The organism is Amycolatopsis sp. NPDC104819 (assembly GCF_055583145.1).
In genome coordinates this window covers 110,797-135,219 of sequence record NZ_JBVJON010000008.1, presented here as the reverse complement: position 1 = coordinate 135,219, position 24,423 = coordinate 110,797, and the positions used below count along the sequence as shown (strand labels likewise).

General features: G+C 70.7%; 28 protein-coding genes and 1 pseudogene. 15 read left to right on the top strand and 14 right to left on the bottom strand.

Features of this window, described 5'->3' with window-relative positions:
- Positions 1 to 9: 9 nt before the first annotated feature.
- Both ACZ63E_RS25985 and ACZ63E_RS25980 read right to left on the bottom strand, forming a co-directional pair.
- The gene (locus ACZ63E_RS25985) at positions 10 to 165 is read right to left on the bottom strand and encodes a hypothetical protein (protein WP_465338708.1); all 156 of its coding nucleotides are present in this window, start codon (positions 163 to 165) and stop codon (positions 10 to 12) included.
- A 178-nt stretch (positions 166 to 343) separates the two neighbouring features.
- Complete coding sequence (locus ACZ63E_RS25980; protein ID WP_465338707.1) at positions 344 to 712, bottom strand: hypothetical protein; 369 nt, start codon at positions 710 to 712, stop codon at positions 344 to 346.
- Between the two features lie 154 nt (positions 713 to 866).
- On the opposite strand from ACZ63E_RS25980, the gene ACZ63E_RS25975 reads away from it, so the two are divergent.
- Complete coding sequence (locus ACZ63E_RS25975) at positions 867 to 1,283, top strand: hypothetical protein (protein WP_465338706.1); 417 nt, start codon at positions 867 to 869, stop codon at positions 1,281 to 1,283.
- Here the strand turns inward: ACZ63E_RS25975 and ACZ63E_RS25970 are convergent.
- From ACZ63E_RS25970 to ACZ63E_RS25935, 8 genes are all read right to left on the bottom strand, one after another.
- Entirely contained in the window at positions 1,258 to 1,428 is a 171-nt protein-coding gene (locus ACZ63E_RS25970) for a hypothetical protein (RefSeq protein ID WP_465338705.1), read from the bottom strand. The two genes, ACZ63E_RS25975 and ACZ63E_RS25970, sit on opposite strands and share 26 nt — an antisense overlap.
- A gap of 554 nt (positions 1,429 to 1,982) precedes the next feature.
- Positions 1,983 to 2,399, bottom strand: a complete 417-nt coding sequence (locus ACZ63E_RS25965; RefSeq protein ID WP_465338704.1) for an RNA polymerase sigma factor — start codon at positions 2,397 to 2,399, stop codon at positions 1,983 to 1,985.
- 101 nt (positions 2,400 to 2,500) lie between these two features.
- Positions 2,501 to 2,920 carry an ATP-binding protein gene (locus tag ACZ63E_RS25960; protein ID WP_465338703.1) on the bottom strand — a complete coding sequence of 140 codons (420 nt, stop codon included), beginning with the start codon at positions 2,918 to 2,920 and terminating at the stop codon, positions 2,501 to 2,503.
- A 135-nt stretch (positions 2,921 to 3,055) separates the two neighbouring features.
- Complete coding sequence (locus ACZ63E_RS25955; RefSeq protein WP_465338702.1) at positions 3,056 to 3,430, bottom strand: STAS domain-containing protein; 375 nt, start codon at positions 3,428 to 3,430, stop codon at positions 3,056 to 3,058.
- Positions 3,427 to 5,064, bottom strand: a complete 1,638-nt coding sequence (locus ACZ63E_RS25950) for a PP2C family protein-serine/threonine phosphatase (RefSeq protein WP_465338701.1) — start codon at positions 5,062 to 5,064, stop codon at positions 3,427 to 3,429. The genes ACZ63E_RS25955 and ACZ63E_RS25950 overlap by 4 nt, the downstream gene beginning before the upstream one ends.
- A 279-nt stretch (positions 5,065 to 5,343) precedes the next feature.
- Positions 5,344 to 5,526 carry a YegP family protein gene (locus ACZ63E_RS25945; RefSeq protein ID WP_465338700.1) on the bottom strand — a complete coding sequence of 61 codons (183 nt, stop codon included), beginning with the start codon at positions 5,524 to 5,526 and terminating at the stop codon, positions 5,344 to 5,346.
- 134 nt (positions 5,527 to 5,660) lie between these two features.
- Positions 5,661 to 6,224 carry a sigma factor gene (locus ACZ63E_RS25940; protein ID WP_465338699.1) on the bottom strand — a complete coding sequence of 188 codons (564 nt, stop codon included), beginning with the start codon at positions 6,222 to 6,224 and terminating at the stop codon, positions 5,661 to 5,663.
- Positions 6,225 to 6,327: 103 nt separating this feature from the next.
- Entirely contained in the window at positions 6,328 to 7,158 is an 831-nt protein-coding gene (locus ACZ63E_RS25935; protein WP_465338698.1) for an SAM-dependent methyltransferase, read from the bottom strand.
- Positions 7,159 to 7,569: 411 nt separating this feature from the next.
- Here ACZ63E_RS25935 and ACZ63E_RS25930 point away from each other — a divergent pair, with 411 nt between their 5' ends.
- The 7 genes from ACZ63E_RS25930 to ACZ63E_RS25900 all read left to right on the top strand — a co-directional run bounded on the left by ACZ63E_RS25930 (position 7,570) and on the right by ACZ63E_RS25900 (position 14,769).
- Entirely contained in the window at positions 7,570 to 8,787 is a 1,218-nt protein-coding gene (locus ACZ63E_RS25930; RefSeq protein WP_465338697.1) for a PP2C family protein-serine/threonine phosphatase, read from the top strand.
- Entirely contained in the window at positions 8,784 to 10,352 is a 1,569-nt protein-coding gene (locus tag ACZ63E_RS25925; RefSeq protein ID WP_465338696.1) for a sensor histidine kinase, read from the top strand. Before ACZ63E_RS25930 ends, ACZ63E_RS25925 begins: the two co-directional genes overlap by 4 nt.
- The gene (locus ACZ63E_RS25920; RefSeq protein ID WP_465338694.1) at positions 10,349 to 10,786 is read left to right on the top strand and encodes a response regulator; all 438 of its coding nucleotides are present in this window, start codon (positions 10,349 to 10,351) and stop codon (positions 10,784 to 10,786) included. Before ACZ63E_RS25925 ends, ACZ63E_RS25920 begins: the two co-directional genes overlap by 4 nt.
- A 120-nt stretch (positions 10,787 to 10,906) precedes the next feature.
- Positions 10,907 to 11,710 carry an ANTAR domain-containing protein gene (locus tag ACZ63E_RS25915; protein WP_465338693.1) on the top strand — a complete coding sequence of 268 codons (804 nt, stop codon included), beginning with the start codon at positions 10,907 to 10,909 and terminating at the stop codon, positions 11,708 to 11,710.
- Between the two features lie 1,408 nt (positions 11,711 to 13,118).
- Entirely contained in the window at positions 13,119 to 13,460 is a 342-nt protein-coding gene (locus ACZ63E_RS25910) for a hypothetical protein (protein WP_465338692.1), read from the top strand.
- Between the two features lie 283 nt (positions 13,461 to 13,743).
- Positions 13,744 to 14,106: a hypothetical protein gene (locus ACZ63E_RS25905; RefSeq protein WP_465338691.1), complete on the top strand. Its 363-nt coding sequence runs from the start codon at positions 13,744 to 13,746 to the stop codon at positions 14,104 to 14,106.
- 312 nt (positions 14,107 to 14,418) lie between these two features.
- A complete protein-coding gene (locus ACZ63E_RS25900; RefSeq protein WP_465338690.1) occupies positions 14,419 to 14,769 on the top strand; it encodes a hypothetical protein in 351 nt (116 codons plus the stop codon).
- Between the two features lie 109 nt (positions 14,770 to 14,878).
- Here the strand turns inward: ACZ63E_RS25900 and ACZ63E_RS25895 are convergent, their stop codons facing one another.
- A complete protein-coding gene (locus tag ACZ63E_RS25895) occupies positions 14,879 to 15,190 on the bottom strand; it encodes a WhiB family transcriptional regulator (RefSeq protein ID WP_465338689.1) in 312 nt (103 codons plus the stop codon).
- A gap of 139 nt (positions 15,191 to 15,329) precedes the next feature.
- On the opposite strand from ACZ63E_RS25895, the gene ACZ63E_RS25890 reads away from it, so the two are divergent.
- On the top strand, positions 15,330 to 16,532 hold the full coding sequence (locus tag ACZ63E_RS25890) for an FAD-dependent monooxygenase (protein WP_465338688.1): 1,203 nt from the start codon (positions 15,330 to 15,332) through the stop codon (positions 16,530 to 16,532).
- Positions 16,533 to 16,549: 17 nt separating this feature from the next.
- Here ACZ63E_RS25890 and ACZ63E_RS25885 read toward each other — a convergent pair whose 3' ends face one another.
- Together ACZ63E_RS25885 and ACZ63E_RS25880 are read right to left on the bottom strand one after the other, a co-directional pair.
- A complete protein-coding gene (locus ACZ63E_RS25885) occupies positions 16,550 to 17,059 on the bottom strand; it encodes a hypothetical protein (RefSeq protein WP_465338687.1) in 510 nt (169 codons plus the stop codon).
- A gap of 68 nt (positions 17,060 to 17,127) precedes the next feature.
- The gene (locus ACZ63E_RS25880) at positions 17,128 to 18,672 is read right to left on the bottom strand and encodes an SMI1/KNR4 family protein (RefSeq protein ID WP_465338686.1); all 1,545 of its coding nucleotides are present in this window, start codon (positions 18,670 to 18,672) and stop codon (positions 17,128 to 17,130) included.
- 187 nt (positions 18,673 to 18,859) lie between these two features.
- Here ACZ63E_RS25880 and ACZ63E_RS25875 point away from each other — a divergent pair, with 187 nt between their 5' ends.
- The 3 genes from ACZ63E_RS25875 to ACZ63E_RS25865 all read left to right on the top strand — a co-directional run bounded on the left by ACZ63E_RS25875 (position 18,860) and on the right by ACZ63E_RS25865 (position 21,037).
- Entirely contained in the window at positions 18,860 to 19,279 is a 420-nt protein-coding gene (locus ACZ63E_RS25875) for an Imm1 family immunity protein (protein WP_465338685.1), read from the top strand.
- 111 nt (positions 19,280 to 19,390) lie between these two features.
- Entirely contained in the window at positions 19,391 to 20,134 is a 744-nt protein-coding gene (locus ACZ63E_RS25870) for a DUF4232 domain-containing protein (RefSeq protein ID WP_465338683.1), read from the top strand.
- Between the two features lie 51 nt (positions 20,135 to 20,185).
- The gene (locus tag ACZ63E_RS25865; protein WP_465338682.1) at positions 20,186 to 21,037 is read left to right on the top strand and encodes a MerR family transcriptional regulator; all 852 of its coding nucleotides are present in this window, start codon (positions 20,186 to 20,188) and stop codon (positions 21,035 to 21,037) included.
- Positions 21,038 to 21,112: 75 nt separating this feature from the next.
- Here ACZ63E_RS25865 and ACZ63E_RS25860 read toward each other — a convergent pair.
- Positions 21,113 to 21,474: pseudogene (locus tag ACZ63E_RS25860) on the bottom strand (cytochrome bc1 complex cytochrome b subunit); the annotation flags it as partial.
- 146 nt (positions 21,475 to 21,620) lie between these two features.
- On the opposite strand from ACZ63E_RS25860, the gene ACZ63E_RS25855 reads away from it, so the two are divergent.
- From ACZ63E_RS25855 to ACZ63E_RS25845, 3 genes are read left to right on the top strand one after another with little or no spacing between them, the layout of a single operon-like run.
- Positions 21,621 to 22,988, top strand: a complete 1,368-nt coding sequence (locus ACZ63E_RS25855) for a TIGR01777 family oxidoreductase (protein WP_465338680.1) — start codon at positions 21,621 to 21,623, stop codon at positions 22,986 to 22,988.
- Positions 22,985 to 23,461: a TspO/MBR family protein gene (locus ACZ63E_RS25850; protein ID WP_465338679.1), complete on the top strand. Its 477-nt coding sequence runs from the start codon at positions 22,985 to 22,987 to the stop codon at positions 23,459 to 23,461. The genes ACZ63E_RS25855 and ACZ63E_RS25850 overlap by 4 nt, the downstream gene beginning before the upstream one ends.
- 10 nt (positions 23,462 to 23,471) lie before the next feature.
- The gene (locus ACZ63E_RS25845) at positions 23,472 to 24,401 is read left to right on the top strand and encodes an SDR family NAD(P)-dependent oxidoreductase (RefSeq protein ID WP_465338678.1); all 930 of its coding nucleotides are present in this window, start codon (positions 23,472 to 23,474) and stop codon (positions 24,399 to 24,401) included.
- Positions 24,402 to 24,423: the final 22 nt, after the last annotated feature.

The following is a 24,423-nucleotide window of genomic DNA, read 5'->3' as shown; positions in this document are numbered from 1 at the left end:
CCGGGGTGCTCAGAACCAGTGCGCGCGGCCGCCGATCTTGCGCCCGGTGCCGCCGAGGATGGCCAGCACGACGCCGGCGACGGCGAGCACGATGCCGATCGTGTACAGCACGGGGATGCTGATGACGAACCCGAGGACGATCAGGATGACGCCGAGAACGATCACGGTGGAGAACTCCTTTTTCCGAGGTTCGCCACCGGGATTGGTGGCGGCCGACCTCGCGGCCGGGATGCCCTCGGCGGGGGTTGTCCAAACACTCGTTTTCACTCGGTGGTGACGACGGGCCACGCACCCGCCATTGCCGGTGCGCCGGGGACCATTGCCCGCCCGGGTTCGGGCGGGCTCACACTTCCGCCCACGTCATCCAGTCGTCGCCCTCGCGTTGAACGCCCCAAGCCGCCGCCAGCTCGTCGAGCATCAACCGGCCGAGCGCGGCGTCGGCCGACTCCACCGCGTCATGGCGTGGCACGGCCGGCGGAGTGGAGATCACCTCGATGTGGGCGGTCGTCGGCATGTCGAACCGGCACAGGTACACCTCCCGCAGCCGTCCGCCGTGGCGCTGAGCGTCCGTCACGAGTTCGTCCACGAGCAGCAAAAGATCGACGTGCCGGGGGGCCGAAACGTCCGCGAACACTTCGGCTGCCAGCCGGCGGGCCGCAGCGCCCGGCGGCAGCTCTCCGGCCTCGACGCGCAGGATGGAAATGGCGGTCATCGCGGCACGCTCCTTCGGCCTGGCACCCGGATTCGGGGTGTACCCGGCGCGCTGCGGCACAAACGGAAGGCCTGAAGGTGGTCGTGTGAAACGAGCGGTTCGTGGGCACCCTGGCACCGGATGACCGAGCTCTGCGGCTGAGGGAACGATTCGGATGAAATACGAGACGGTGAACTACGAGACCGGCGGGCGAGACTGGGCTGACAGCGAAGACGTCCGGAACGACTTGGCCGAGCTGATGGGGCAGCTGCCAGCCCGAGCCCGGCCGCTGCTCGCCCGGGTGTCCACCCCGGGTTGGCATGTCGTTTTGGACGCCGACCGGCTGCTGGTACGGCAGGTCAACTGGTGGTGCGGAGCGTTCTGGTTCCGGTTTCCGCTGCTGCAGTGCGATTCCCGTGGCGTCAGCATGGCCCCGGCTGCCCGCCCTCTGGTGCGCGCGATGCTCGGCGTCGAAGATTTCGACGAGCATGATGGCCCGGTTCGGATGACGTCGATCCCCGCGCCCGCCGGGAGCAGTCGATCGGCTCGAGCGCGCGGGGCCTCCGTCAGGCCTTTGCCGGCGCGGGGCTGAGGAAGACGATCAAGAACGTCGCGATCGGCCCGAGCAGGAGGGAAAGCAGGAACCACACCAGGCCGCTGCGGTTCTTGCTCTGGGCGAGTCCCGCGTTGATCAGGCTCAAGGTGCCCCAGCCCGCGTAGTAGCCGGCGTTGATCATCGGATGCTCCTCCTGGGGGAACCGGTGGCGGGTGCGCCAGTCCTCGAGAGGGCCAAGATAGCGGTCGAAGATTCCGGCCGCGACCGCAGTGCGAGTTTGACCCTGCGCGGCAAGGGGAATTCCCGGTCCGGCGGCCGCGTCGCTCTCGGCCGTCGGGCGCGATCCTCCTCACCCTCGGTGCGTTCGACGGCTCGCGAAGGTTCTGGTGCCGGACTCCTCGGTACGGCACCAGAACCGCGCGACCGGTCAGCTCTGCTTGGTAAGCGCCGATCTCGAGGCCTGCGCCGGGTTTGCCCGCCGGAAAGGGCAAGGGACGGCCGACAACCTGATGGTCGCCGGTCATCCCGCGTTCCGGATCCGAAAGATGATCCGGTCGACGAGACCGGGCGCCGGTCGGACGTCGGCGGCGGCGATCAGGTTCAGGCAGTGGCGGAGCCTGGCGATCTCGGCCCGCAGCGCGGCACAACCGGGGCACGGTGCGCTCGCTCCCTCGCGGTCTTCCCACGCGGCGGCTGGATCGTGTTCGCACGGCCGGTTCCCGGACGGGCCGGCGGTCACGGCGCCAGGACTCGGCTCAGCGCAAGCCGTGCCCGCCGGAGCCCGTCCCTCAGTTCCGGCTCGGTCACGGTGAGCAGCTCGGCCGCCCTCGCGGTGGGGAAGCCGAGGACATCGTGGAGCAGCCACCCGGTCCGGTCGAGGCGGCCGACACGACGCAGCACGCCGGGCAACGACGTGGTAGCCGGGCGGTCGACGCAGCGGTCGACCGCGTCGCACAGGAGATCGGTGACACTCGGATCGCGGCCTTGCCGGCGCCACAGCGCGACGAACAGCTCTTCGGTGACTGCCTCGGCCTTCTCGGCGTCGCCCAGCAGACAGGCGACCAGCCGGAACACGGTGACGTGGTTGAGGCGGACGAAACGTTCGAAAGCGAGCAGAGGTGCGTCGACCGGTTCGTGGGGAGAAGCGGTCAAGACGGACGATGGCACGGTTTCCTCCCGGGGCCTCGCTGCTGAAGCCTGGCGCGGGGGGAAGTTGCCCATCGCGGCGGTGCCCGAAACACCGCCGACGAGGTTCAGCCCTCGGGAGCCGGTTGTGCGGTGGGAACGATTTCCGCCCAGACCGTCTTTCCCGTACCGCGCTGGTCCTGACCCCAGGCGACCGAGCACCGCTCGACGAGGGCGAGCCCGCGGCCGCCCGTTTCCGACGGCGGACGCGGGCACGCGGGATCCAGGCACGAGTCGTCGACTTCGACGCGGAGCCAGTTCGACCGGCGCAGCAACCGCACCTGACGGGGTGGTGTCCCGTGCCGAAGCGCGTTGGACACCAGTTCGTCCATGACCATGACCGCGTCGATCACGTCCTCCTCCGGCAGGTCGCCCAACGCGGATCGCGCCCAGCGCCGAACCCACGACAACTCGGCAAGATCGTCCTCGACGTCCAGCACCAGGGTCTCGGTCTGGTCGTTCGTCACCTTCGCGTACCCAGTCGACATTGGACTCCCAGTGTTCTTCCGGCCCCGCCGGTCGAGGTCCGTGGAGGCCGGATACCCACACCTGGAAGCCGAAACACCTGACGAGCGGAGCACCGAGCCCGTGGCCGAGTCGCTGCTCTCAGTGGCAGGGCGGACTCAGGCGTCGCGAGTCGCGGACGGGGAGTCCGTCGCCGGGACGTCGTCGTGCCGCTGCTGAGCGAAGTACGCCGACAGGCCGGTCCGCTGCAGCATCATTTCCAGGCAGCGAGGCGGATCCCTCAGCTCCAGCCGCACCTCGGCGGCCGTGGTGTCCCGGTGGACCAGCAGCAGGGTTCGCAGCCCGGTGGAGTCCAGGAAGGTCAGGCCCGCGCAGTCGAGCACGAGCACCTCGAGCCCGGTCGAGGCGAGTGCTTCGGCGGCCGTGGCGAGCAGGACGCGGGCGGAGCCGAACTCGAGGTCGCCGCACAGCCGGATGGCCGTGGTCGCGCCGGTGGGATGCAGGGTGGTGCAGTGCAAGGGCGTGGCGGTCATTCGGTGAACCGCCCGCGGGTGTGCCCGCCGATCGCGGTCAGGTGCCGGCCCCGGGACGCGGTGATCGCCAGGACCGCCATGTCGTCGTGCCGTCCGGTACCGGCCCACTCGGCGGCGAGCATGTGGACGTGTTCGGCGACGGCGTCAGCGGACATGCCCACGCACGCTGTGAGTGCTTCGGCCAGCCGCTCCTGGCCGAACATGACGTCGCCCAGCGGACCACCGCGGGCTTCGATGATGCCGTCGCTGTAGAGCAGGCACGTCTCTCCCGGGGCCAGGAACAGCTCGGTGGTGGTGGTCTCAAGGTCGGGCAGGACGCCGAGCAGCGTACCGGAGGTCTCGACCGGCTCCACCCGCCCGTCCGCCCGGACCACCAGCGGCGGCACGTGCCCCGCGGTGGTCAGGCGGATCCGGACCCGGGAGTCGCGCCGGGACACCGAGGCGAGCGCCAGGGTGACGAACCGGGCCTCGCCGTCCTGACGGAGCACGTCGTTGAGCAGGTTCAGGACCCGGTCGTGCTCGCCGACCAGCCGCAGCAGCGCGCGCAGGGTGGTGCGGACCTTTCCGGTCAGCACCGCGGCGTCGAGGCCCTTTCCGCACACGTCGCCGAGCACGGCGACCGACTCCGCGTCGTGCTCGCCGTCCGCGGCTCCGACGCGGGGATACACGTCGTAGAAGTCGCCGCCGATGCGGTCGGCGTCGGCCGCGGCCTGGTAGCGGCCGGAGTAGTCGACGCCGTCGAGCCGCCCGATCTTCGGCGGCCGCAGCTGCTTGTTCAGCGCGTCGGCCGCCGAGGCTTCCCGGGCGAGCAGCCGCGCCGCGGAGATCGCGGTGCCCGCCTGAGCGGCGAAGGAACGGGCGAAGGTCTCCTCGTCCTCGGTGAACCCCGGCTCGGTCGCGGCGCGCACCAGCACCAGCGCGCCGACCGGCCTGCCGTGGCCGGGCAGCGAGGTCACGGTGATCGCGCCGGCCGGACCGAGCTCGGCCGGCGTCAGCCAGGACGGCGCCGTCGCCGGGGCCAGCCAGCCCGAGGGAACCGGCGGGAACCCGCCCAGTGCCTCGGCCAGCCCGGGCACCGCTTCCGGTTCGACGCGCAGGGAACGCAGCCGGGCACGCTGCCCGCGCACCGACCAGGTCACCTCGTGCTCACCGGGCAGCTCACCCGGGGTGACGACCAGGGCGGCGTCGGCGAGGTGCCCGGCGGCCAGCTCCGCGGTGATCTGCTGGCAGCGGAGCTCGGTGAGGGAGGACAGCAGGGTGGTCGACAGCCGGGCCAGCAGCACGGCCCGATCGCGCTCGGCTCGCAGCTGGCGCTGGGCGGCCAGGGTGTCGGTGACGTCGGACAGCCACCACAGCACGGAACCGTCCTGCTGGGCCACGCGGTGGCCGGCGAACCAGCGGTCACCGATCGGGCCGCCGGCCTGGTCGCCTGCGGTGCCCGGGGCGTCGATCAGCCAGCCGGGCATCACCGATGCGATCGGGTCGCCCGCGCGAAGCACCGGGAACAGCGCCCGGGCCGCCTTGTTGACCGCGACGCATCGGTCGCCGCGAGCTTGCAACGCCGGCGAAGGCGCGCTGAGCCAGCCGCCGACGGTGGCGGTGGCTCCTGGCGGTGTGATGCGAACATCGTCCATGTCGGCAGAGTTTCCGCAGGCCGGGAGACTCCTCACCCCATCGCTGCTCGGCGGCACGTCCCTCAGGATAGCGGGTCGCGATCAGTTGCCACGGCGAATCGCAGCGGTTGTGCGTCGATTTCACCCGCCGAGACGATGGCGTCCGCGGGACTGGCGAGGGCACCGCGGCAGTTCACGCCGGTCGTGTTCGCCGAGGCCGCCGACGGAAGTGGGAACAGCGCACTCGCGGTTCCGTGTCCGCCGGCGGACTTACCTTGCCCGACCGGCCCTGGCGCCGGCTCAGGCTTCGGCTTCGACGATGGCCGCGCCATCCGCGGCGCGCTGCACAGCCTCACAGCCGGCTTTCGCGGCGGCCTTCGTCTCGTAGGCTTCGCCGGAGGCGACGACCTCACCGTTGCCCGCCTTCAAGCGGAAGCGGTGCTTACCGGCTTTGTCCTGGTATACCTCGAACTTTCCCGCCATGGTGGCTCCTTCGGGGCGCCTGGTCGTGCTCGGACACGATCGGGTTACCCCGTGGAGAAGGGCCGTAACCCGCGGTCGGAGAGCGCAGCCGACCGGGCCGTGATCGGGTGAACCACGTCGGGTCCGATCTCACCTCATGCACTGTGTCCGCGTAGCAGGATGAGGCTGTCCCGCAGGGAGCCGGCCACCGTCTCCGGCGGCAGTGACAACGCCGAGGCGATCTCGCCATACGTGCGCCCGCCGCAGTAAGCGAGGAGCACGAGCTCCCGGTGAGGCGCGGTCAGCGCGGCGAACGCGGGATCTTCGGAGCCGTGCACACACGAGGGCGCCGGGAGCGAGGTCGACTGCGCTCGGAGGTGAGCCACGGCGTGCTTGTGGGCGAGCGACAAGGCCCAGGTGCGGACGGTTCCGTCGGCACGGCGGTAGTGCGGCGCCGCGCGCCAGAGCTCGACCAGCACCTGCCCGGTCAGGTCTTCAGCCACCGACCGGTCGGTCACGACGTGGTGGACGAGGCCCAGCACCGGGCCGGCCAGCTGGTCGACCAATTGCCCGAATGCGAACTCGTTTCCCCGGGCGACGAGCTCGATCAGCCGGTCGAGGGTGGCCCGCGAACGTCTCCTGCGCAGGTGCTGCCCGATGCGGGAGCGCACCGGTTCGCCGGTGCCGCCGGAGCGTCGGGGCAGGACCGCTTGGACCACGTCAGACCGCCTTCAGGAGCAATCGCGGTACCTGCGTTCGCAGGCATCGCGAGCGCATACCCCCGGTGGCGAGCTCTCAAACCCGGATCGTGCCGGCAAACCGTCAGGGCACGATTCCGACGCCGCCGTAGCCCAGTCGTTCCGCCGTGGCCGGCGCTCGGAGCCGGGGGCCGTCGGGCCACCAGGCGGCCAACGGGACCAGCCCCGGTTCGAGCAGGTCGAAGCCGGCGAACTGCTGCTGGAGCTCGGCGACGGTGCGGCAGCGGATGCGCCGGCCGGAATGGACCTGCCAGATCTGCGCGACAGTGCGCGGCAGTTCTTCGTCGGCGTCGGTGGCGTGGGCCCAGCCGCTGAGAGCCAGTGCCGACCCGGGCGCCAGCAGGGTGCGATATCCGGCGAGCGCCGCGGCCAGGCGGTGGTCGTCGAACTCCAGCTGGGTGCCGCGGGTCAGCAGCACCGCGACGGGGCGGCGGAGATCCAGAGCCGGCCACAGCTGCTCGCCGAACAACAACTGGTGCGGGTCGAGATGGTCGCCGTGGACGATCGCGGTGTTGTCATCGTCGTCCAGGAGAGCCCGCGCGTAACTCAGCAGAAGTGGATCCGTGTCGGTGTAAACGACTTTCGCGTCCCGGTTGTACCGTCGCGCGACCTGGTGAGTGTTCTCCCGGACGTGGGGCAGACCGGCGGCGAGGTCCAGGAACTGGTCGATACCACGACCGGCGAGATGACGGACGACCCGGATGTGCCACGCGCGCGCCGCTCGAAGCAGCTCGGTGAACCCGGGCGCTGCCTCCTCCAGCGCCGCCAGCGCTTCTCGGTCGAGGACGTAGTTGTCGGCGCCGCCGAAAGCGGCGTCGTGGATTCGCGCGGACGAGGCGACCGGCTGACGCCCGGACCGTGCGGCGGCAACGCGCGGGGAAGTCGTGTTTGTCACGCCACGCACCTCCGGTGCCGAGTGGGGAGGAACGGATCCGTGCCGGCAGGCAGACTATCAATTCTGATAAGGCTTGTGACCACTTCGGCGGTGACACCAAAGAGCGGTTCTCGCTCCTTCGACGTCTACTCGCAGTGGGTGTCGGAGCCGACGTTTGCCGCGCTTCCCGGTCTCGGCGGCTGTTCGAGGTCTCCCACTGGTCACCCGGTGTCGTATCGATGGATGCCGGTGCCGCGGTCTGCCGCTGGACTCGCCGGTTCGGGTTGTGTCGTCGTGCGTGATGACGCCGAGTAAGGTTCGGCTCCGGTTGAGCACGCAGCCACAGTCCTCACAGCTGTTCGAGCTGTTTTCTGCCGGCGTCGCCCCCGGAACCTTCCGGAAACGCTGTGCGGTCCGGGAGAGGTGGCTGTCTTGTCGAACGCGGTACGGCTCGGCCCGCACGTGCCTCCGATGCTCGCTCCCGGGCGGGACCAGCTGCACATCCTGCTGGTCGAAGACGACGACGGTGACGCGATGCTGGTGGAGGAAATGCTGCTCGACGTCGCGGGGAGCGCCGAGAGTGTCCGCTTGGAGCGGGTCTCCACCTTGGCGCAGGCGCTGCTGCGCCTGGACGCGGTCGACGGTGTCCTGCTCGACCTGCAGCTGCCCGACGCCACCGGCCTGGCGGGGTTGAACCGGATCCGCGGGCTCGCTCCGACCACCGCGGTCGTGGTCCTGACCGGCCACCAGGACGACCAGGCCGGAATCGCCGCGGTCGGCGCCGGGGCCCAGGACTACCTGGCCAAGGACAACGTCGACGGTCCGCTGCTGGTGCGGGCCTTGCGCTACGCGTGGGAGCGCAGCCGCTCCGAGCGGTTCGAGCAGCAGTTGTTGCAGCACCAGCTCGTGGCGAGCGAGAACGCCCGGCTCGAACGCGGCCTGCTGCCCAGTCCGCTGGTCCGGGACCCGGGGCTGCGGCTGACGGTCCGGTACCGGCCCAGCCGGGAGCGTGCGCTGCTGGGCGGGGACTTCTACGACGCGATCGAGCTACCGGACGGATCCGTGCAGCTGATCATCGGTGACGTCTGCGGGCACGGCCCGGACGAGGCCGCACTCGGCGTGGCGCTGCGGATCGCGTGGCGGTCGGTCGTGTTGTCGGGCATGCCGATGGCGCGAGCCCTGGGCATGGTCGAGAAGCTGCTGGGCGTCGAAGCGATCGAACCGCTTTTCGTGACAGCCTGCGCGGTCACCATCGCCGCGGACCGCCGGTCGCTGCGGATGGTCCTGGCGGGGCATCCGCCGCCGCTGCTGGTCGACGGCGACACCGGCGCGCGGCTGCTGAGTGCGCACCTGCGCCCGCCGTTGGGCATCGCGCCGGGCAGTCCGTGGCGCGAGCACGAAGTCGCGCTGGGCGGGGCCTGGTCGTTGCTGCTCTACACCGATGGCGCCTTCGAAGGCCGCGCTCCGGACGGGCGCCGGTTCACCGGCCACGAGCACGCGGTGGACGCGGCGGCGCGCGTGGTTTCCCGGCGACGTCGCGGCGACGTCCTGGACGAGGTGATCCAGGCGGTCGACGAGATCCACGGCGGGCCGCTCGACGACGACCTGGCCCTGGTCTTGCTGACCTTCGACGCCGAGGAGCGGTCTTGACGAGCCACGAACCCGCCGAGGGCCGCGTCCGGTCGATCACCACGTGGGCGTGGATCGCCGGCGTGGTCGCCTCGGTGCTGCTCGCCGCGGCGATCATCACCGGCGGGTTCGCGGTGACGAAGCTGTCGGCCGCCCGCACGGCCCTGCTCGACGTCACCGGCCCCCAGGTGCTCCAGGCCAACGCTCTTTCGGCCGCTCTGGTGAACCAGGAAACCGGGATCCGCGGCTTCCAGCTGACCCGGGAGCCGCAGTTCCTCCAGCCCTATCGGGAGGGTGTGGCCGCCCAGGAAACCGCGGAGGCCGAGCTCCGGCGCCTCGGCGCCGTCGCGGGGACACCGGGCGGCGCCGATCTCGCGGCCGTGTTGCGGGCCGCCGACGAGTGGCGCCGGGTGATCGCCGACCCGGTGCTTTCCGGGGCGGCCGTCCCACCCGCCCGGCTCTTGGACGGCAAGACCCGCTTCGACCGGCTGCGCGCCGTGCTGGCCACCCAGCAGAGCCACCTCGACGCCGACCGCGCGGTGGCACGCGGGAACCTCGCGGATGCCGCCGGTCTGCTCACGGCCATGCTGGTGACGATCGCGGTGTTGTTGTGCGCGGCGATGGCGGCGGTGTTCACGGTGCTGCACCGCACGGTGATCCGCCCGATCCGGCGGCTGGCCGGCGAGGTCCGGAGCGTGACGCTGCACGACGTCACCCGGCACGTCCGGGGCACCGGGCCCCGGGAGATCCGCGACCTCGCCGGGGACGTCGAATCCCTGCGCGCCCGGATCGTGGACGACCTCGCCCGGCTGGAGCACGCCAAGACACTGGTGCAGGCCCGTACCGAGGAGCTGGAGCGGTCGAACTCCGACCTCGAGCAGTTCGCCTACGTCGCCTCCCATGACCTGCAGGAGCCCTTGCGCAAGGTCACCAGCTTTTGCCAGCTCCTGCAGAAGCGCTACCAGGGCCACCTCGACGAGCGAGGGAACCAGTACATCGGCTTCGCCGTGGACGGGGCCAAGCGCATGCAGGTGCTCATCAACGACCTGCTCGCTTTCTCCCGCGTCGGGCGCCGCACCGGTGAGCCGAGCGAGGTCGACACCGGCACGCTGCTGGCGGCGGCGACCGCCAACCTCGATGCCACGATCACCGAGACCGGCACCCGGATCACCCGCGGCGACCTGCCGACCGTGACCGGCGAGCCCGCACTGCTGACCGCGGTGTTGCAGAACCTGGTCGGCAACGCCGTCAAGTTCCGTGGCGAGGACCCGCCGGTGGTGCACGTCGCGGCGGAGCGCCAAGGTGCGGTGTGGCTGTTTTCGGTGACCGACAACGGCATCGGGATCGGCGAAGAGTACGCCGAGCGCATCTTCGTGATCTTTCAGAGGCTGCACGGGCGGGCGGACTACCCCGGTACGGGGATCGGGCTCGCGATGTGCCGCAAGATCATCGAACACCACGGCGGCACCATCTGGCTGGACACCACCCACCACGGTGGCAGCCGGTTCTGCTTCACGTTGCCTGCCACACCCATCGCAGCGCCGACGCTGGTCGGCGCCGTACCTGAAGGAAGGTCACGATCATGACCGAGGGCAGCGAGCCGATCGACATCCTGCTGGTCGAAGACGACCCCGGTGATGTGCTGATGACGCGGGAGGCGTTCGAGCACCACAAGATCCGCAACAGCCTGTCGGTGGTGTCCGACGGGGAACAGGCGTTGCAGTTTCTGCGCCGGGAAGGGGCTTACGCGGATGCGCCGCGGCCCGGGCTGATCCTGCTGGACCTGAACCTGCCCCGCAAAGACGGTCGCGAGGTGCTCAGCGAGATCAAGGCCTCGCCCGAGCTGCGCAGCATCCCCGTGGTCGTGCTCACCACCTCCGAAGCCGAGGAAGACATCGTGCGCAGTTACGACCTGCACGCCAACGCCTACGTCACCAAGCCCGTCGACTTCGACAACTTCGTCGAGGCGGTCCGGCAGATCGACAACTTCTTCGTCACCGTCGTCAAGCTCCCGCGCTGACCGTTTCACAGCACCGTTGCCGCCGTTTCCGGCTCGCGCCCCGAGCCGGTTTCCCACCCGGTCGAGGGAAGTTCATCGCCCCGGCGCCGTGAGAGGCTTCCGATGAAGAGGGGATGGCGCGTGGAAGAATCACGAGGCGGCGCGGGCGGGATCGCCGCGGTCGCCGGACCGGAGCTGCTGGCCTTGCTGGACGCGGTTCTGGACCGGGTGGACACCGACCTGTCCGGGACTCTCGGGACGGCGGTGACCGTCCGATCGGGGGCGGGCCGGGCACCGGCGATCCTGGCTGCCACCGGAGCCGGCCATCTGGTGGAAACCGCCCAGCTCGTTCGAGGCCGCGGACCCGTCACCGACGCCCTGCGGTCAGGGCAGCCGGTTGTCACCGAGGACGTCCGGTCGGATCCGCGGTGGCCCGGCCTCGACGAGGCCGTGATCGGAAGCGGCCATGCGGACCTGACCAGGGCGTGGGAGCCGGTGCGGGGGATCGGCGTGGTCACCGGCCTTTGCGCGGGAAGCCTCATCGCCTTGTCCGCCACGCTGGACCGGCCGGCCGGGGTGAGCACGATCGTCAAGCTCGCGCGGCTGATGGCGTTGGTGCGCGGTGCGCTGGAACTGGCCGTGGCTCGGCCGCCCGCGGGCCCGGAAGACCACACACTGGCCACGGATTCCCGCGGCGTGCTCGACCGGGCGATGGGAGTGGTGATGGGGGTGGTCCGGTGCGACGCCGCCCAAGCTTGGCGGTTGCTGGTCGAAGCCGGCCGCCGGTTCGAACTGCGACCGGGTGACCTGGCGTCCGCTTTGGTGCAGACGTGCGCGACGACGGCGACGGAGCCGGTCGTGGCATCCGAGACCGCCCGGGACGCGGCCACCGCGACGTGGGCAGCGCTGCAGGCCCTCGGCGCGGCGACGGTGCGGAGGTCCTGACCGCCTTGGCGCCGGACTCCGGCGGTCACTCGTCGAGCTCTCGCGAGGCGAACGCTCTTGCCGGTCGGTTGATCGGAAACACCTGCCGGAGCTGAACGATCCGGCTGTCCCGGCGGACGCCCTTCCAGGGCACAGGAACCGTGGTCAGCGGATCGGGGCTCGGCACGATGGGGAACTCGGTGGAAGAGTGGCGATCGGTTCTGTTGGGTGAGGCAAAGAGCACCTTTACGTCCCGTCATCCCGCGATCGCCGATCCCGGAGTCCGCTGTGCGCCGGACGCGTCCCGGGGGTGGCACCATCGTGCGGCCGGCGAGGTCCAGGACGGCGGGTCCGTCCGTCCGGACTGCTGACACCGGCCTCTTCCGGTTCTCCGTGGTGCCGGCCGGCGTCGGCCACGCATCGGGTTACGGGTGCAGGGCTCGTCGTGAATCGCCTTCGTCACAGGTCAGAGCTGAGCCGGCCGCAGCCATCCCGGTTCTGCAAGTTGTTCGGCGAAACGCCTTGACGGCACTTTTCCGACGACTTCGGTGAAAGTGCTGATGGTGCCCCACGTCCGAATAAGGTTCTCCGAACAGGTGCTCGCGAAAAAGCACGTGCATTCGCACGGTACCGTCCAACCCGGGTATTGCGTCCGATTTTCGTAGCCGGTGAGCGACCCAGATTCAGGGCCGATGTCACACAGTGTAGCCAATCTCCCCATGCTTGAAGATGCGGAAGGCCCACATGGAGTGATAGTCACGGGCGACCTGTGACTCAAGGTGCAAAAAGTGCGTCTTCCCGGCAAAGAGGTTCACGCGCTCGCGGAGTTTTGCGAAACTAAAATTCGGGTATCCTGATTATTTTTCTTGTGTCAAAAATGCACTCTTCAGAATGGTGCGTCCCGAAATCACTTCTCACATGTGGGGTCAGGCGCTAATCTGACTTGGTGAATGTCGCTTCCTGGCGCGGTCAACGACCTTTCTCGGTGTCGAGCTCCCGATGTGGTGACAGCTTGGAAGACCGAGAAAAGAGTGTCGGGTGCTTTCCTGTCCCATGGCCGGCAACCGTGCTCGGATATCCGGCGGGGTCCGGCGCGCTGGGGTGGTCAGGTGCAGTAAGCCGTTGTCGTCGGTCCTGGCTCCCCCCGCTCCGAGCGAGGTGACGGTCGCTGCCGCGCGCTCGCCGATCGGACATGCCGTCTCCGCTCAGGCTCCACACGGTCAAGGTGGAGCGAGATGGAGGATCCGTCGGCACGCCCCGAAACTCGCGGGCTTCCGCCTTTTTGTAGAATGGCGCCGGTTCAGTCAAGAGCTGTGGAAGAGTCGTGCCGCGTGTGCGCGTCCCCCGCCGGCTGCCTTTTCTCTTTGCGTGGGCCGCGCATTTGTCGTACCAATGAACGTCGTCCACGATCGTGGGCTTTGGGGGAGGAATGAACGATCGTCTCATTGTCGCGCCTGTGGGCGCGGCCTTCACGCCACGTCTGATCTGCACCACCGGTGATCGCTTGATCCATCCGGCAGACCAGCACAACGACCTGGCGCGAATTGTCGTCCGGTGGGCTCGTGCGTGGGTGCCGGAAACCTGGCCGGCTCGCAAGTACTTCACCGCGCTGGGTCTCGGTGGCGACGAAAGTCCTTGCTACTCCGACGAAGACGTCGCCGGTTGGCTGCTCTTGCATCCGAACCCCGGCTCGCTCGCGTGGCGAGTGCGATCGGGAGAAATCGACGTGGCCACGGCGCTCACGGCCGAAGCGGAGGCTTGGCCGACCTAAGCGGAAAGCGGCAGACAACCCTGCTTCGCCGAGTTGGCGGCGGCGCAGGGTTATTTGTCGTTCCTGTGGTCCGGCCGGCTTCGGTTTCTCAATTAACCGGCTTGCGAGAAGCTTGTCTAACCCGAATGGGCCAACGTTTTCCAGGTCAGGGGTTCGCGCTACGCACACGATGGTGGCATGAACTGGAAACCGTGCGATCGAGTCAGTAGGTTTTTGGCATCAGAGCGGAGACACACCTTCAATGCCGCCCTGTTCGACGCAATCGTCAATCAAGGAGCAATCCATGCTGAAGAAGATCGGTTTTGTCACGGCCGCCATGGCTGCCGGCGCGTTCCTCGCCGGTGGTATCGCGGCCGCCGACACCCCGGACGGCCACCACGGGCACCACCACGGCGACTACGACCACAGCGGCCAGGTCGGCCTGGTGAACTTGAACAACACCGACGTGCTCCACAACGTCAACGTGACGCCGGGCCTGTGCGGCAACGACGTGAACGTCCTCGGCGTCCAGGTGCCGATCCGTGACTCGCTCAACGGAATCGGCGTGCCGATCCTGTCGCCGGGTGAGAACACCGCTGCCGGGGAGTCCCCGTACAACTGCGCCTCCGGTGCGGTGGTCGACGGCGGCACGAGCCAGGGCAACTGAGTTCCGTGCCGAGGCCGCCCGCTGTGTGTGCGGAAGCCGGCCGAGGCACGGTTTCCGGCGATTCGCGTCGACGTCGTGACGCGTGCCCGGAACACGGAGCGAGCTGCACACTCCTGTTCCGCGTTCCGGGCACGTTGCGACGCGGAGCGACGCCGGCTCGGGTGGGATCGGTCACGCGACTGGAGAAGTGTCACCGGTCCCACCCGGCGTAATCGCACGATAACCGACATCTCCGGACTCGGCGAACCGAAGCCGGTCCGGTGTTCACCGTTCCTGCCGGCTTTCCGGTAGGTGTTACAGGAGTACTTTCACGTGATCAAGCAGTTCGGGTTCGTTGCCACCACCCTTGCCGCCGGCATGGCGATCCTCGGCGGATCCGCTTCCGCGTCCGGCATCACGGTCGCGGGCCACCAGGTCGACCACAACGACCAGGTCGGCCTGGCCAACGTGCAGAACCTCGACGCGGTGCACAATCTGAACGCTGTCGGCGGCGTCTGTGACGACAACGTCAATGTCCTCGGCGTCCAGGTCCCGGTGCGCGACATCGCTCAGGGGATCGACGTGCCGGTGGTTTCCCCGGGCGAGAACGCAGCCGCGGGCGAGACCCCGTTCAACTGCGCCGCGGGTGCCATCGCCGACGGCGGGACTGCCCAGCACAACTGAGCACGTTTTCACCGGCCTCCGCGTGATTTCCCACGCGGAGGCCGGTTTTGTGCGTGAGCAGGTAGTCCGGCTCGGAGATCGTGAAGTCAGCGCACCCCACCGGCCGGGGTCACCCAGCGGGCGGGGTGACTCGTCCGGATGAGCGCCGCTTGGCGGCGATCAGCCGGCGCAGTGCGTCTTCGCCGAGGCCACCCCAGATGCCGTAGGTCTCTTCGGTCGAGATGGCGTGCTCGAGGCACTCGGCCCGGACCGGGCAGCTCGAGCAGATCTCCTTGGCCGACTGTTCGCGGTTTCGGCGGGCGAAGCCGCGCTCGTTGTCGAAGTGGAAGAAAACCGCAGCGTCCATGCCGCGGCACGCTCCGCGTATCTGCCAGTCCCAGTTTTCGGCGACGACGGCGGGCAGACGGCTCACATCGGTCATCGGGCAATCCCTTCCGTCGACGGCCGGGCCGGCCGCTGACCGGGGGACTACCCGGTGCTTGCCGGGTGAACCGGGCTTTCGCGAAGATCACCCGCGCGGGTGCGGTGTCGCCGGGCGGGTGACCGGGTACGCGCCCGGAATGAGCATCCCGAGCATCTTGGTCTCCGGCGCGAGCATCGCCGGACCGGCCGCCGCGTCCTGGCTGGCCTCGGCAGGATGGGACGTCACCGTCGTCGAACGCGCCGGGCACGTGCGCGACGAGGGGCAGAACATCGACATCCGAGGCGTCGGGCGCGCCGTACTGCGTCGCATGGGGCTGGACGACTCCGTCGCACGCCACCACACCAGCGAAACCGGCCAATCCTTCGTCGACGCGGACGGCCGCGCCTACGCCCGGTTCCCCGCCGGCGGCGGCGAAGCGGACACCGGCCCCACCGCGGAACTGGAGATCCTGCGCGGACAGCTCGCCCGGCTGCTCCAGGAGCACTCCGCCGACGCGGTCGAGTACGTCTTCGGCGACCGGATCACCGCCCTGCACGACGACGACCGTGGTGTGGACGTGGAGTTCGCGCACGGCGCCGGGCGCCGGTTCGACGCCGTCGTGATCGCCGAGGGCTCACGGTCGCGGAGTCGTGACCTGGTCTTTCCGGAACCGGCGCTGCACGAGCTCGGGCTCCTCTTCGCTTACGCCACGATCCCGCGCACCGCCGACGATGACCGCCAGTGGCGCATCCACGTGGCCGGGCACGGCCGCCTGGTGCACCTGCGGCCCGACAACGTCGGCACCACCCGGGCCATGCTGACCCTGCGCACCGGCCTGCGCGGTCTCGACCAGCTCGACACCGGCAGCATCACCGCGATCCTGCGGGCGACTTATCGTGACGTCGGCTGGCAGGCCCCGCGGATCCTCGCCGCCCTGGACGACGCGCCCCTCTACGTCGACCAGATCACCCAGGTCCGCCTCCCCGCCTGGCACCACGGACGGGTTGCGGTGCTCGGTGACGCCGCCTGGTGCGCGGGCCCGTTCGGCACCGGCACCACCAACGCGCTGGCCGGTGCCTACGTTCTGGCCGGCGAGCTGGCCGCCACTCCGCACGACATTCCGGCGGCGTTCACCCGTTACGAACACATCCTGCGCCCGCAGACCGACCGCGCCCAGGCCGCCGTCATGCCCCGGATCGGACATCCGCACACCGCGTGGCAGCGCTCGCTGCTGCAGGCCGGCTTGCGTGTCCTCGCCGGGCCCGCGGGCAAGGTCCTGAACCGGATCCGCACCACGGCACCACCGGTCGACGTCATCACCCTGCCCGACTACCCGTCCCACGCGGGCGGGCGAGCCTGAACACGACCGAGGTCGCGTCAGCTCGCCGGCGCCTGGTGGTCCAGATCGGAGATGACGCAGCCGGCCAGCCGGTCGCCGGCGTCTCGCGCGTGGATCACGCACAGCTTGCCGGTCGCGCCGTCTTCGTCGGTGACGATCGCGGTGGCCGGTTCCGCGCAGGGTGTGTGGAGCCGGTCGTAGTCCCACTCGCGGTCGCAACCGGGGTCGGCGCACCAAGCACGGTCGCCGCCGGCGCGCAGCGTGACGCCGTGGGCCGGGCAGATGCCCCACGGGACGTCGCACAGCCCGGGATCGCGGGCAACGCGGACCCGGGCGAGGCTTTCGGCGGTCCGGGAGAGCTCGTCGGTGTAGTCGCTCAGGTCGTGGGTCGCCTTGGCGACGGGCCGGGCGAGCCGGTGCAGGCTGTCGTCGGGCGCGGTCTGCAACCGGGCGGCGACCTGCGCCGTCCGGGTGGCGAGCGCTTCGGCGTCCGCAGCCAGTGCGCGCAGCTCGGCCGGCGAGGGTTCGGGCGTGGTCGGCTCCGGCATGATCGTCCTCGGTCGTGCGAAGGGTGAGCGGACTGCGCAGGTACCCCGAACTCGCCGTCCTCAACCGCCTACACGGCCCCGCTCGTTTCCGCGTGCCACGGAGGCGTCACGTCCGGAGCGAAGCGGCGCCAGAGCGCCCGGGCCTCGGCCAGCGGCGTTCGGCGATCGACGTGCAGCGCCGCCAGCGAGGGAAGCGTGGCGCCGGATTCGAGCAGTGAGGCGAGCTGCGCCGGATCGACGCCGAGGACCCGGACGTGCCGCTGCTGCGCGATCCGGTGCAGCCCGGCCACTTCGACCCCGCGAACGTCGACGTGGATCAGGCTCGGCAGGGCCGCCAGCTGCGCCACGTCCACGGAATGCTTGAGCCCCTTGAGTTCCAGCCGCCACAGGCGGTGCCCGGCCAGCGCGTCCAGGTCGGCTCGGTCCGCCTCGATCGTCAACGCCTCCAGGGCCGGGAAGGAGGACAGGTCGCCGGTGACGTGGGTGGCGCGGTTGATCCGCAGCTCACGGAGGTTCGGAAACCCGTGCAGCACGGTGAGGTCGAGCGTGTCCGCGTCGTTGACGTACAGCTGCTGCACCAGCTCACGCTCGGCGATCTCGTGCGTGGCCAGGTTCCCGATCGCCGGGACGTTCAGCACCTCGCTGTGCTCGCGGAAGGTGTTGTCGCGCAACGAAACTTCCGGGTCGAGGAACACCTCGCCCTCGTAGTCCTCGTACCTGCCTACGTGCAGCGCGTCGACGACCTCGGTCAGCATCGCGGTGATCGAGGGCGCGACCCAGCGCGGCGGGCCGTGGATGTCGCGGCCGTACTCCAGGACCTGACCGGCACGACCCGAGGGGCCGGGATCAAGATCCGTGCACAGGTGGTTCATCGCCCGGTCACCGCCGAAGGTGAGCCACCAGTCGCTGCGGGAAAACCGTTTGACGTGACCGAACGGCGGGGTTTCGAACACCACGCCGGTGTCGGTGACGCTGTCTTCCCAGCCGTATGAGCCGGGCGAGCCTTCGAGGTATTCGGCGAGCACACGGCTCAGCGGGGTGCACGAATAAGGACCCAGCAAGCCGGTTTGCTCGGGATCACCGTCCGCCACGCGGTACAGCGCGCGCAGGTCGTCGGGCAGGCGGACGCCGATGCGTCGTTCCGCGGCCGAGAGGTCCGCTTCGGTGCGGCCGGACGGCCACGGGGGAGCGTGGCCTTTGACGCGCTCGTAGTGCCGCGCGAACTCGGCGCACAACCGGGTGATCTCCGCGAGCACAGCGGGGTCCGTCGGCGCTCCGACCGGATCGGCCGCGGGGGGACGCCGGAGCCCGGGGCGCGGGTGGTTGGGGTAGCGGAAGCGGTCGTCGAACACGAGCCAGCCGTCGTCGTCCGGGGCGAGCGCCCCACCGGCGGTGAGATGGTACGCGCCGTCCGCGCTCAAGTGCAGCTCGTACGTTCCGGGCCGCGAGCCGAACAGGCCGCTCAGGTCACCTGTCCGCACCCACTCCTTCGCCGGGCTCCACGCGTCGATGGCCAGCCCGCCGGCGACCCGGACCCGCAGCACGGCTTCCCCTTCGCCCGCGCCCTCACGCAGGGCGGTCGCCATGATGTGCGCAACCCGGTCGAAATCCATGCCGGGCGACGCTAGCACGGGGCAGCGAGACCCGGGCGCCGGTGATCACGGGGCCGAGTAGGGTGACAGGCGGTTGAGCAGCCAGCCACGCCCGCGCGCAGCGCGATGTGCCCGCCGACGCTCGCCTCACCCAGCCCCGTCGACGGCGACAGCTTCGTCAACGCCGTCCGTCGGATCGGAGCAGCCTGTGGTCACCTTGGACATCTGGTACCGGCATCCTGGTCCGGACACCACACATCCGGACGGAGCCACCGTGGTGGTGGCGCTCGCCGGGCAGCTGAACGCCTTTCTGGACCAGGTGCTGGCCGAGACCGAGGACGACGCGCTGCCGCCGATGATCCAGGTGGCGGTCGCCGACGACTACGCCGCACCGGTGCTGGAGGTCGGCCTCGGCCCGGAGTACGGCTTCCTCCACTGCCTGTCCCGCGACAGCAGCTGGTCGGTGGAGGACGCCGGCCGGGCGGGCTTCGTCCAGTACCGGTACCTGGCGGAGGTGCGCGAGATTCCGGCCAACGCGGAAATCCCGCTCGCCCAGGTTCGCCTGGCCCTCGAGCAGTTCCTCGCCACCGGAACCCAGCCCAAGGGTGTCACTTGGCTGAGGCGATGAAGGTCCGGCCGGCTGCCGTGACGCCGGTCACTGCCGGTTTGCCGGATCGTGGGGCGGGGCAGCCTGCTGCCGGATCCACAGGGTGTTCGGCTTCACGGTCCGGGGGTGGGCATGGCGCGGTGGGAATACCGATGGCCGGCGGCCGTAGCGCTGGTGGCCGTCACCTCGGCGGCATTGGTCTCGGCCGCGGCTCTCGGCCACCCCGGTCCGGCGCGGACGCAGGCGGAGCCGCCGAAGCAGGACGTCGCAGTCATGTCGGCGCCGCCGATCGCCACTTCGCCCGCCCCACCGGCCGAGGAGTCCCGCGCACCGCAACCGGTCGACGCGGCTGTTCCGGTTTTCCCCCGGGCTCCGGCGAGTGCCCGGCCGGAGCGCTCGCACGTCGTCATCGACGACGAGCAGCCGGTATCGGCCGTCGGTGACTGCACCTCGGCGGAGATCACCGCCACCCTCGTTTTCCGGGGCTCGGCCATGGGCAGCCGTTACGGCGGGATCCAGTTCACCGCCGCTGCCGGCGTGACGTGCACTTTGCCCGGCTCGCTCCCGGTTTCGATCCTCGGCGCGCCGGCGCTGACGGTGCAGTCCGACGCCTCTCCGGAAGCGGCGGCCGTGACGATCTCGAACGGCTCCTCGGCGTATGCGCCCCTGCGGTGGTCGGTCGTGGAAGCCGCCGAGCATCAGGCGACGCCCACGTCCCTCCGGGTCGTCGCCCCGGCTCGGGTCTCGCCGCGCGGCGAAAGCAGCGTCCCCGAAATCGTGCTGCGCTGGAATTTCGGCGCGGTTGACGCCGCACCGGGGAACAATGATCTTCGGCTCGGGACGCTGACCGGGGGTGCGGTGCCGGTCGACCGGTGACACCGCTCGTCCGCCACTTCGTGATTCAATACGCCTCCACGAGGAGGCCGGATGGGCAACACCGCCGGGACGCGGTTCTTCAGCTCGAGCGAGGTGGCTCGGACACTCGGGGTGTCGCAGGTGACGTTGCGCACCTGGGAGCAGCGGTACGGGATCGGCGCCGCGGAGCGGGAAGCCAACGGCCGGCGCCGGTACACGCTCGAGGACGTCGACCGGCTGCGGCGGATGCGGGCCCTGCAGGCCCAGGGGACCAGCGCGGGCGACGCCGCGCGGCTGGTGCTGGAGCGCTCGGCCGCCGGGGTGACCGCCGGGCAGCGCCGGCGACGGCTCGCCGAGACGGCGGAGCAGCTTGACCTGGCCACCATGGGAGGCCTGGTCGAGGACGCGCTCGGCAGTTTGGGGGTGGCGAAGACGTGGACCGAGGTCGTCGCGCCGGTGCTGCGCGCCATCGGAGAGCGGTGGGCGCGCGACGGTGACCGCACTGCCATGGCCGCGGAATGGGCGCTGGCGGCGGCGGCCTCCGGGGCGGTGGACCGGTACCAGGCGCCGGCGCCGCGTCGGGCCGGTCTTTCCCCGGTCGTCTTCGTCTGCGGCCCGGCGGAGCGCCACGAGCTGCCGGTCAAGATGCTCAGCGCCGCGCTGAACGACGACGGGGCGCCGGCGATGTTCCTGGGCGGCCTGGTGCCGCTCGACGTCCTGCGGGTGGTCGCCGGCCGGTTCGCGCCGAGCGACGTGGTGGTCTGGTCGATGACGGCGCAGTCCGCGGACGTGCGGATCTTGCGGGTTCTGCACAGCGAAGGCGTGCCGGTGCGTCCGGCCGGCCCCGGCTGGCGGGGGCTGCCGACGGTGGGTGAGCCCCTGCCGCTGTCCTTCACCGCGGCGCTGGCGGGGTTCGGCGGCTGACCGTTCGGGCGACTGTCCACGAGGGTGGCGTCGTCGCCGCTTCCGTTCCAGGGCAAGGGTTTTTCGATCAGTTCAGGGTTGGTGGACTTCGATGAACTCGCCGTACGGCAGCCGTTTGACGATGCCCGTCTCGATGCTGTGCTCCAGCACCTCGCGGTCGGCCCGCTGCAGGCCCAGGTAGAGCCGGTAGGTGAGGGAGAGTGAGAAGGCGATCGCCATCGCGCCGATCGAGGTGCGGACCGGTGCGTCGCGCGGGCGCCGGAGACTTTCCTTTCCAGGAAGGGATAAGTCAGCAGCAGCGTCACGAGCACCGCGATCCCGACGGCGCCGGTGAAGAACACCGGGGGCATGGTCTGGTCGCCGAGGTGGAGCTCCCACGGCGGCCAGATCCGCAGCAGCCCGTCGGCCCACCCCGTGCACCAGTCCGGCTGCGACCCCGGCATGTTCTTGAAGCCTTCTCGACCTCTTGGTCGACGTGCTTGCATCGAAGATGAATCGAAGAATACGTGCTGGATCGGCGGATCTCGCCCCAAATGACTACCGTGAAACCAGTCAGTGAGTCGAATGTGCATCGGAGGTGTCGATGAGCGCGGAGTTCTCCGGCGTGGTGCCGGCCCCGCTGGACGAGGTGTTCGCCTGGCACGGCCTGCCCGGGGCGATCACGCGGCTGACCCCGCCGTGGCAGCCGGTGCGGGTCGGCGCGGAAGCGGACTCGCTGCGAGACGGCACGGCTGCGCTCGTCCTTCCCGGCGGGCTTCGCTGGGCCGCGGCGCACCAGGCCGCGGGCTACCGGCCGCCGCACCAGTTCGTCGACCGGCTCGCCACCCCGGTGCTGGCGTCGGTGCTGCCCTGGCGGCACACCCACCGGTTCGACGCCGACGGATCCGGCCGCACGGTCGTCACCGACCGCGTCGAGACACCACTGCCGACGGCGTTCCTGCGGGCCATGTTCGCCTACCGCCACCGGCAGCTGGCCGAGGACCTCGCCGCGCAGCGGCGGTACTGGCACGAGCCGCTCACCGTCGCGGTGACCGGCGCGAGCGGCCTCGTCGGCTCGGCGCTGACCGCGTTGCTGACCACCGGCGGCCACCGCGTGATCCGCCTGGTCCGCCGCGAAGCCCGCACCCCCGAAGAACGGACGTGGCGGCCGGAGGATCCCGAGGAGAAGCTGCTCACCGGGGTGGACGCGGTGGTGCACCTGGCCGGGGCCTCGGTGGCCGGCCGGTTCGACGGGCGCCACCGGCGCGCCGTGCGCGACAGCCGGCTCGGCCCGACCCGCGCGCTCGCCGAACTGGCCGCCCGCACGCCCGACGGGCCCGGCGTGTTCGTCTCGGCGTCCGCGGTCGGGTACTACGGCCCCGAGCGGGGAGACGAAGTGCTGGGCGAGGACGCGGCCCGCGGCGACGGGTTCCTGGCCGACGTCGTCGACGAATGGGAGGCGGCCGCCGAACCCGCGGCCGACGCCGGGATCCGCGTCGTCCGGGTGCGCACCGGGCTGGTGCTCAGCCCGCGCGGTGGCGTGTTGCGGCTGCAGTACCCGCTGTTCGCGGCCGGGCTGGGCGGGCCGCTCGGCGCGGGCCGGCAGTGGACACCGTGGATCGGCCTCGACGACCTGACCGACGTCTACCTGCGCGCGCTCACCGATCGCACGCTCGAAGGCGTCGTCAACGCGGTGAGCCCGGAGCCCCTCCGCAACGCCGAGTACACCCGGGTGCTGGCCCGGGTCCTCGCGCGACCGGCGGTGCTGAAGGTGCCGCGGTTCGGCCCGGAGCTGGTGCTCGGCCGCGACGGCGCCCGTGAACTGGCCTTCGCCGACCAGCGGGTGCGACCGGCCCGGCTGATCGAGGCCGGGCACGTGTTCCGGCACCCGCGCCTCGACGACGCGCTCGCCCACCTGCTCGGCCGGGCGAGCGCCCCGGCCGCGCGTCCGACCGTAGGAGAACCGGTATGACGACCGTGCACCGTCCCGCTCCCGCGCCCGTCGTGCTGGCCGGCTTCGTCGCCGTGGTGGCGGTGGTCGCCGCGGTCGGCAGCTTCGCGGCCACGCGGTCGCGGGCCGTCTACGACGGGCTGAACCAGCCGCCGTGGGCGCCGCCCGGCTGGCTGTTCGGTCCGGTGTGGACCGTGCTCTACCTCCTGATCGCCCTGTCCGGCTGGCTGTTCTGGCGCGCGGGCGGCACGCGGCGCGAGTTCGCCTGGTACGCGGCCGGCCTCGTGCTCAACGCGGCGTGGACGCCGTTGTTCTTCGCCGCGGGCGCCTACACCGTGGCCCTGGTGGAGATCGTGGCGCTGGATCTCGTGATCGCCGGGACGGCGCTGGTGTTCCGCCGCCGCTCGCCTGCCGCCGCGGTGCTCCAGCTGCCTTACCTTGCGTGGACCCTCTTCGCGACGTCGCTCAACGCCGCGATCGTCGTGCTCAACTGATCGGACTGCCGTGATCGACACCCTCCTCGACCGTTCCGTGGTCCTCGGCTACTCACGCGCGGGCTACCTGCTGCGCCGCCGGACGTGGCCGGCCGCGGACCCGCCTCCAGACGCACTGCGCGGCCGGGTCGCCCTGGTGACCGGGGCGAGCTCAGGCCTCGGCGAAGCTGTCGCGAGGGGGCTGGCCCGGCTGGGTGCCGAGGTCGTCCTGGTCGTCCGCGACCTCGGGCGCGGTGAAGACGCGCTCGCCCGCGTTCGTGCCGCGGTGCCGGAGGCCGAGGTCCGGACCGCCCGGTGCGATCTGGCCGACTTCGCGTCGGTGCGCGAGTTCGCCGCCCGGGAACCGCGGGTGGACATGGTCGTGCACAACGCCGGTGTGTTGCCGCCCCGACGTGACGAAAGCGTGGACGGGCACGAAGTCACGCTGGCCACGCACGTGCTCGGGCCGTTGCTGCTGACCGAGCTGCTCCGCCCCGCATTGCGCGCGTCCGCGGACGCGCGGGTGATCCTGATGTCCTCCGGCGGGATGTACACGCAGTCCCTCGCCGTCGACGACCCGGAGTACCTCGCCGGCCGCTTCCGGGGTGCGACCGCCTACGCGCGCACGAAACGCATGCAGGTGGAACTGACGCCGCTGCTCGCCGAGCGCTGGCGCGCGGACGGCATCGGCGTGCACAGCCTCCACCCCGGCTGGGCCGACACCCCCGGGCTCGCCACCTCGCTGCCGGCCTTCCGGCGGCTCGTCGGGCCGCTGCTGCGCACGCCCGACGAGGGCGCCGACACCGCGATCTGGCTCGGCGCGACCCGGCCCGCGCCACCGACGGGCCGGTTCTGGCACGACCGGCGCGAACGCCCCCGGCACCTGCTCCCGCACACCCGCGCGTCCGCCTCCGAGGCGGAGAGCCTGCTGCGGTACTGCCTGGACGCCGTTGACCGGTGAACAGTCGATCTCCCGTAGAGTC

Bases quoted from the DNA above. Each gene is read 5' to 3' on its own strand.
- ACZ63E_RS25980 (WP_465338707.1), bottom strand. From the start codon at position 712: ATGACCGCCATTTCCATCCTGCGCGTCGAGGCCGGAGAGCTGCCGCCG.
- ACZ63E_RS25975 (WP_465338706.1), top strand. From the start codon at position 867: ATGAAATACGAGACGGTGAACTACGAGACCGGCGGGCGAGACTGGGCT.
- ACZ63E_RS25970 (WP_465338705.1), bottom strand. From the start codon at position 1,428: ATGATCAACGCCGGCTACTACGCGGGCTGGGGCACCTTGAGCCTGATC.
- ACZ63E_RS25960 (WP_465338703.1), bottom strand. From the start codon at position 2,920: ATGTCGACTGGGTACGCGAAGGTGACGAACGACCAGACCGAGACCCTG.
- ACZ63E_RS25955 (WP_465338702.1), bottom strand. From the start codon at position 3,430: ATGACCGCCACGCCCTTGCACTGCACCACCCTGCATCCCACCGGCGCG.
- ACZ63E_RS25950 (WP_465338701.1), bottom strand. From the start codon at position 5,064: ATGGACGATGTTCGCATCACACCGCCAGGAGCCACCGCCACCGTCGGC.
- ACZ63E_RS25945 (WP_465338700.1), bottom strand. From the start codon at position 5,526: ATGGCGGGAAAGTTCGAGGTATACCAGGACAAAGCCGGTAAGCACCGC.
- ACZ63E_RS25920 (WP_465338694.1), top strand. From the start codon at position 10,349: ATGACCGAGGGCAGCGAGCCGATCGACATCCTGCTGGTCGAAGACGAC.
- ACZ63E_RS25910 (WP_465338692.1), top strand. From the start codon at position 13,119: ATGAACGATCGTCTCATTGTCGCGCCTGTGGGCGCGGCCTTCACGCCA.
- ACZ63E_RS25905 (WP_465338691.1), top strand. From the start codon at position 13,744: ATGCTGAAGAAGATCGGTTTTGTCACGGCCGCCATGGCTGCCGGCGCG.
- ACZ63E_RS25895 (WP_465338689.1), bottom strand. From the start codon at position 15,190: ATGACCGATGTGAGCCGTCTGCCCGCCGTCGTCGCCGAAAACTGGGAC.
- ACZ63E_RS25890 (WP_465338688.1), top strand. From the start codon at position 15,330: ATGAGCATCCCGAGCATCTTGGTCTCCGGCGCGAGCATCGCCGGACCG.
- ACZ63E_RS25885 (WP_465338687.1), bottom strand. From the start codon at position 17,059: ATGCCGGAGCCGACCACGCCCGAACCCTCGCCGGCCGAGCTGCGCGCA.
- ACZ63E_RS25880 (WP_465338686.1), bottom strand. From the start codon at position 18,672: ATGGATTTCGACCGGGTTGCGCACATCATGGCGACCGCCCTGCGTGAG.
- ACZ63E_RS25870 (WP_465338683.1), top strand. From the start codon at position 19,391: ATGGCGCGGTGGGAATACCGATGGCCGGCGGCCGTAGCGCTGGTGGCC.
- ACZ63E_RS25865 (WP_465338682.1), top strand. From the start codon at position 20,186: ATGGGCAACACCGCCGGGACGCGGTTCTTCAGCTCGAGCGAGGTGGCT.
- ACZ63E_RS25855 (WP_465338680.1), top strand. From the start codon at position 21,621: ATGAGCGCGGAGTTCTCCGGCGTGGTGCCGGCCCCGCTGGACGAGGTG.
- ACZ63E_RS25850 (WP_465338679.1), top strand. From the start codon at position 22,985: ATGACGACCGTGCACCGTCCCGCTCCCGCGCCCGTCGTGCTGGCCGGC.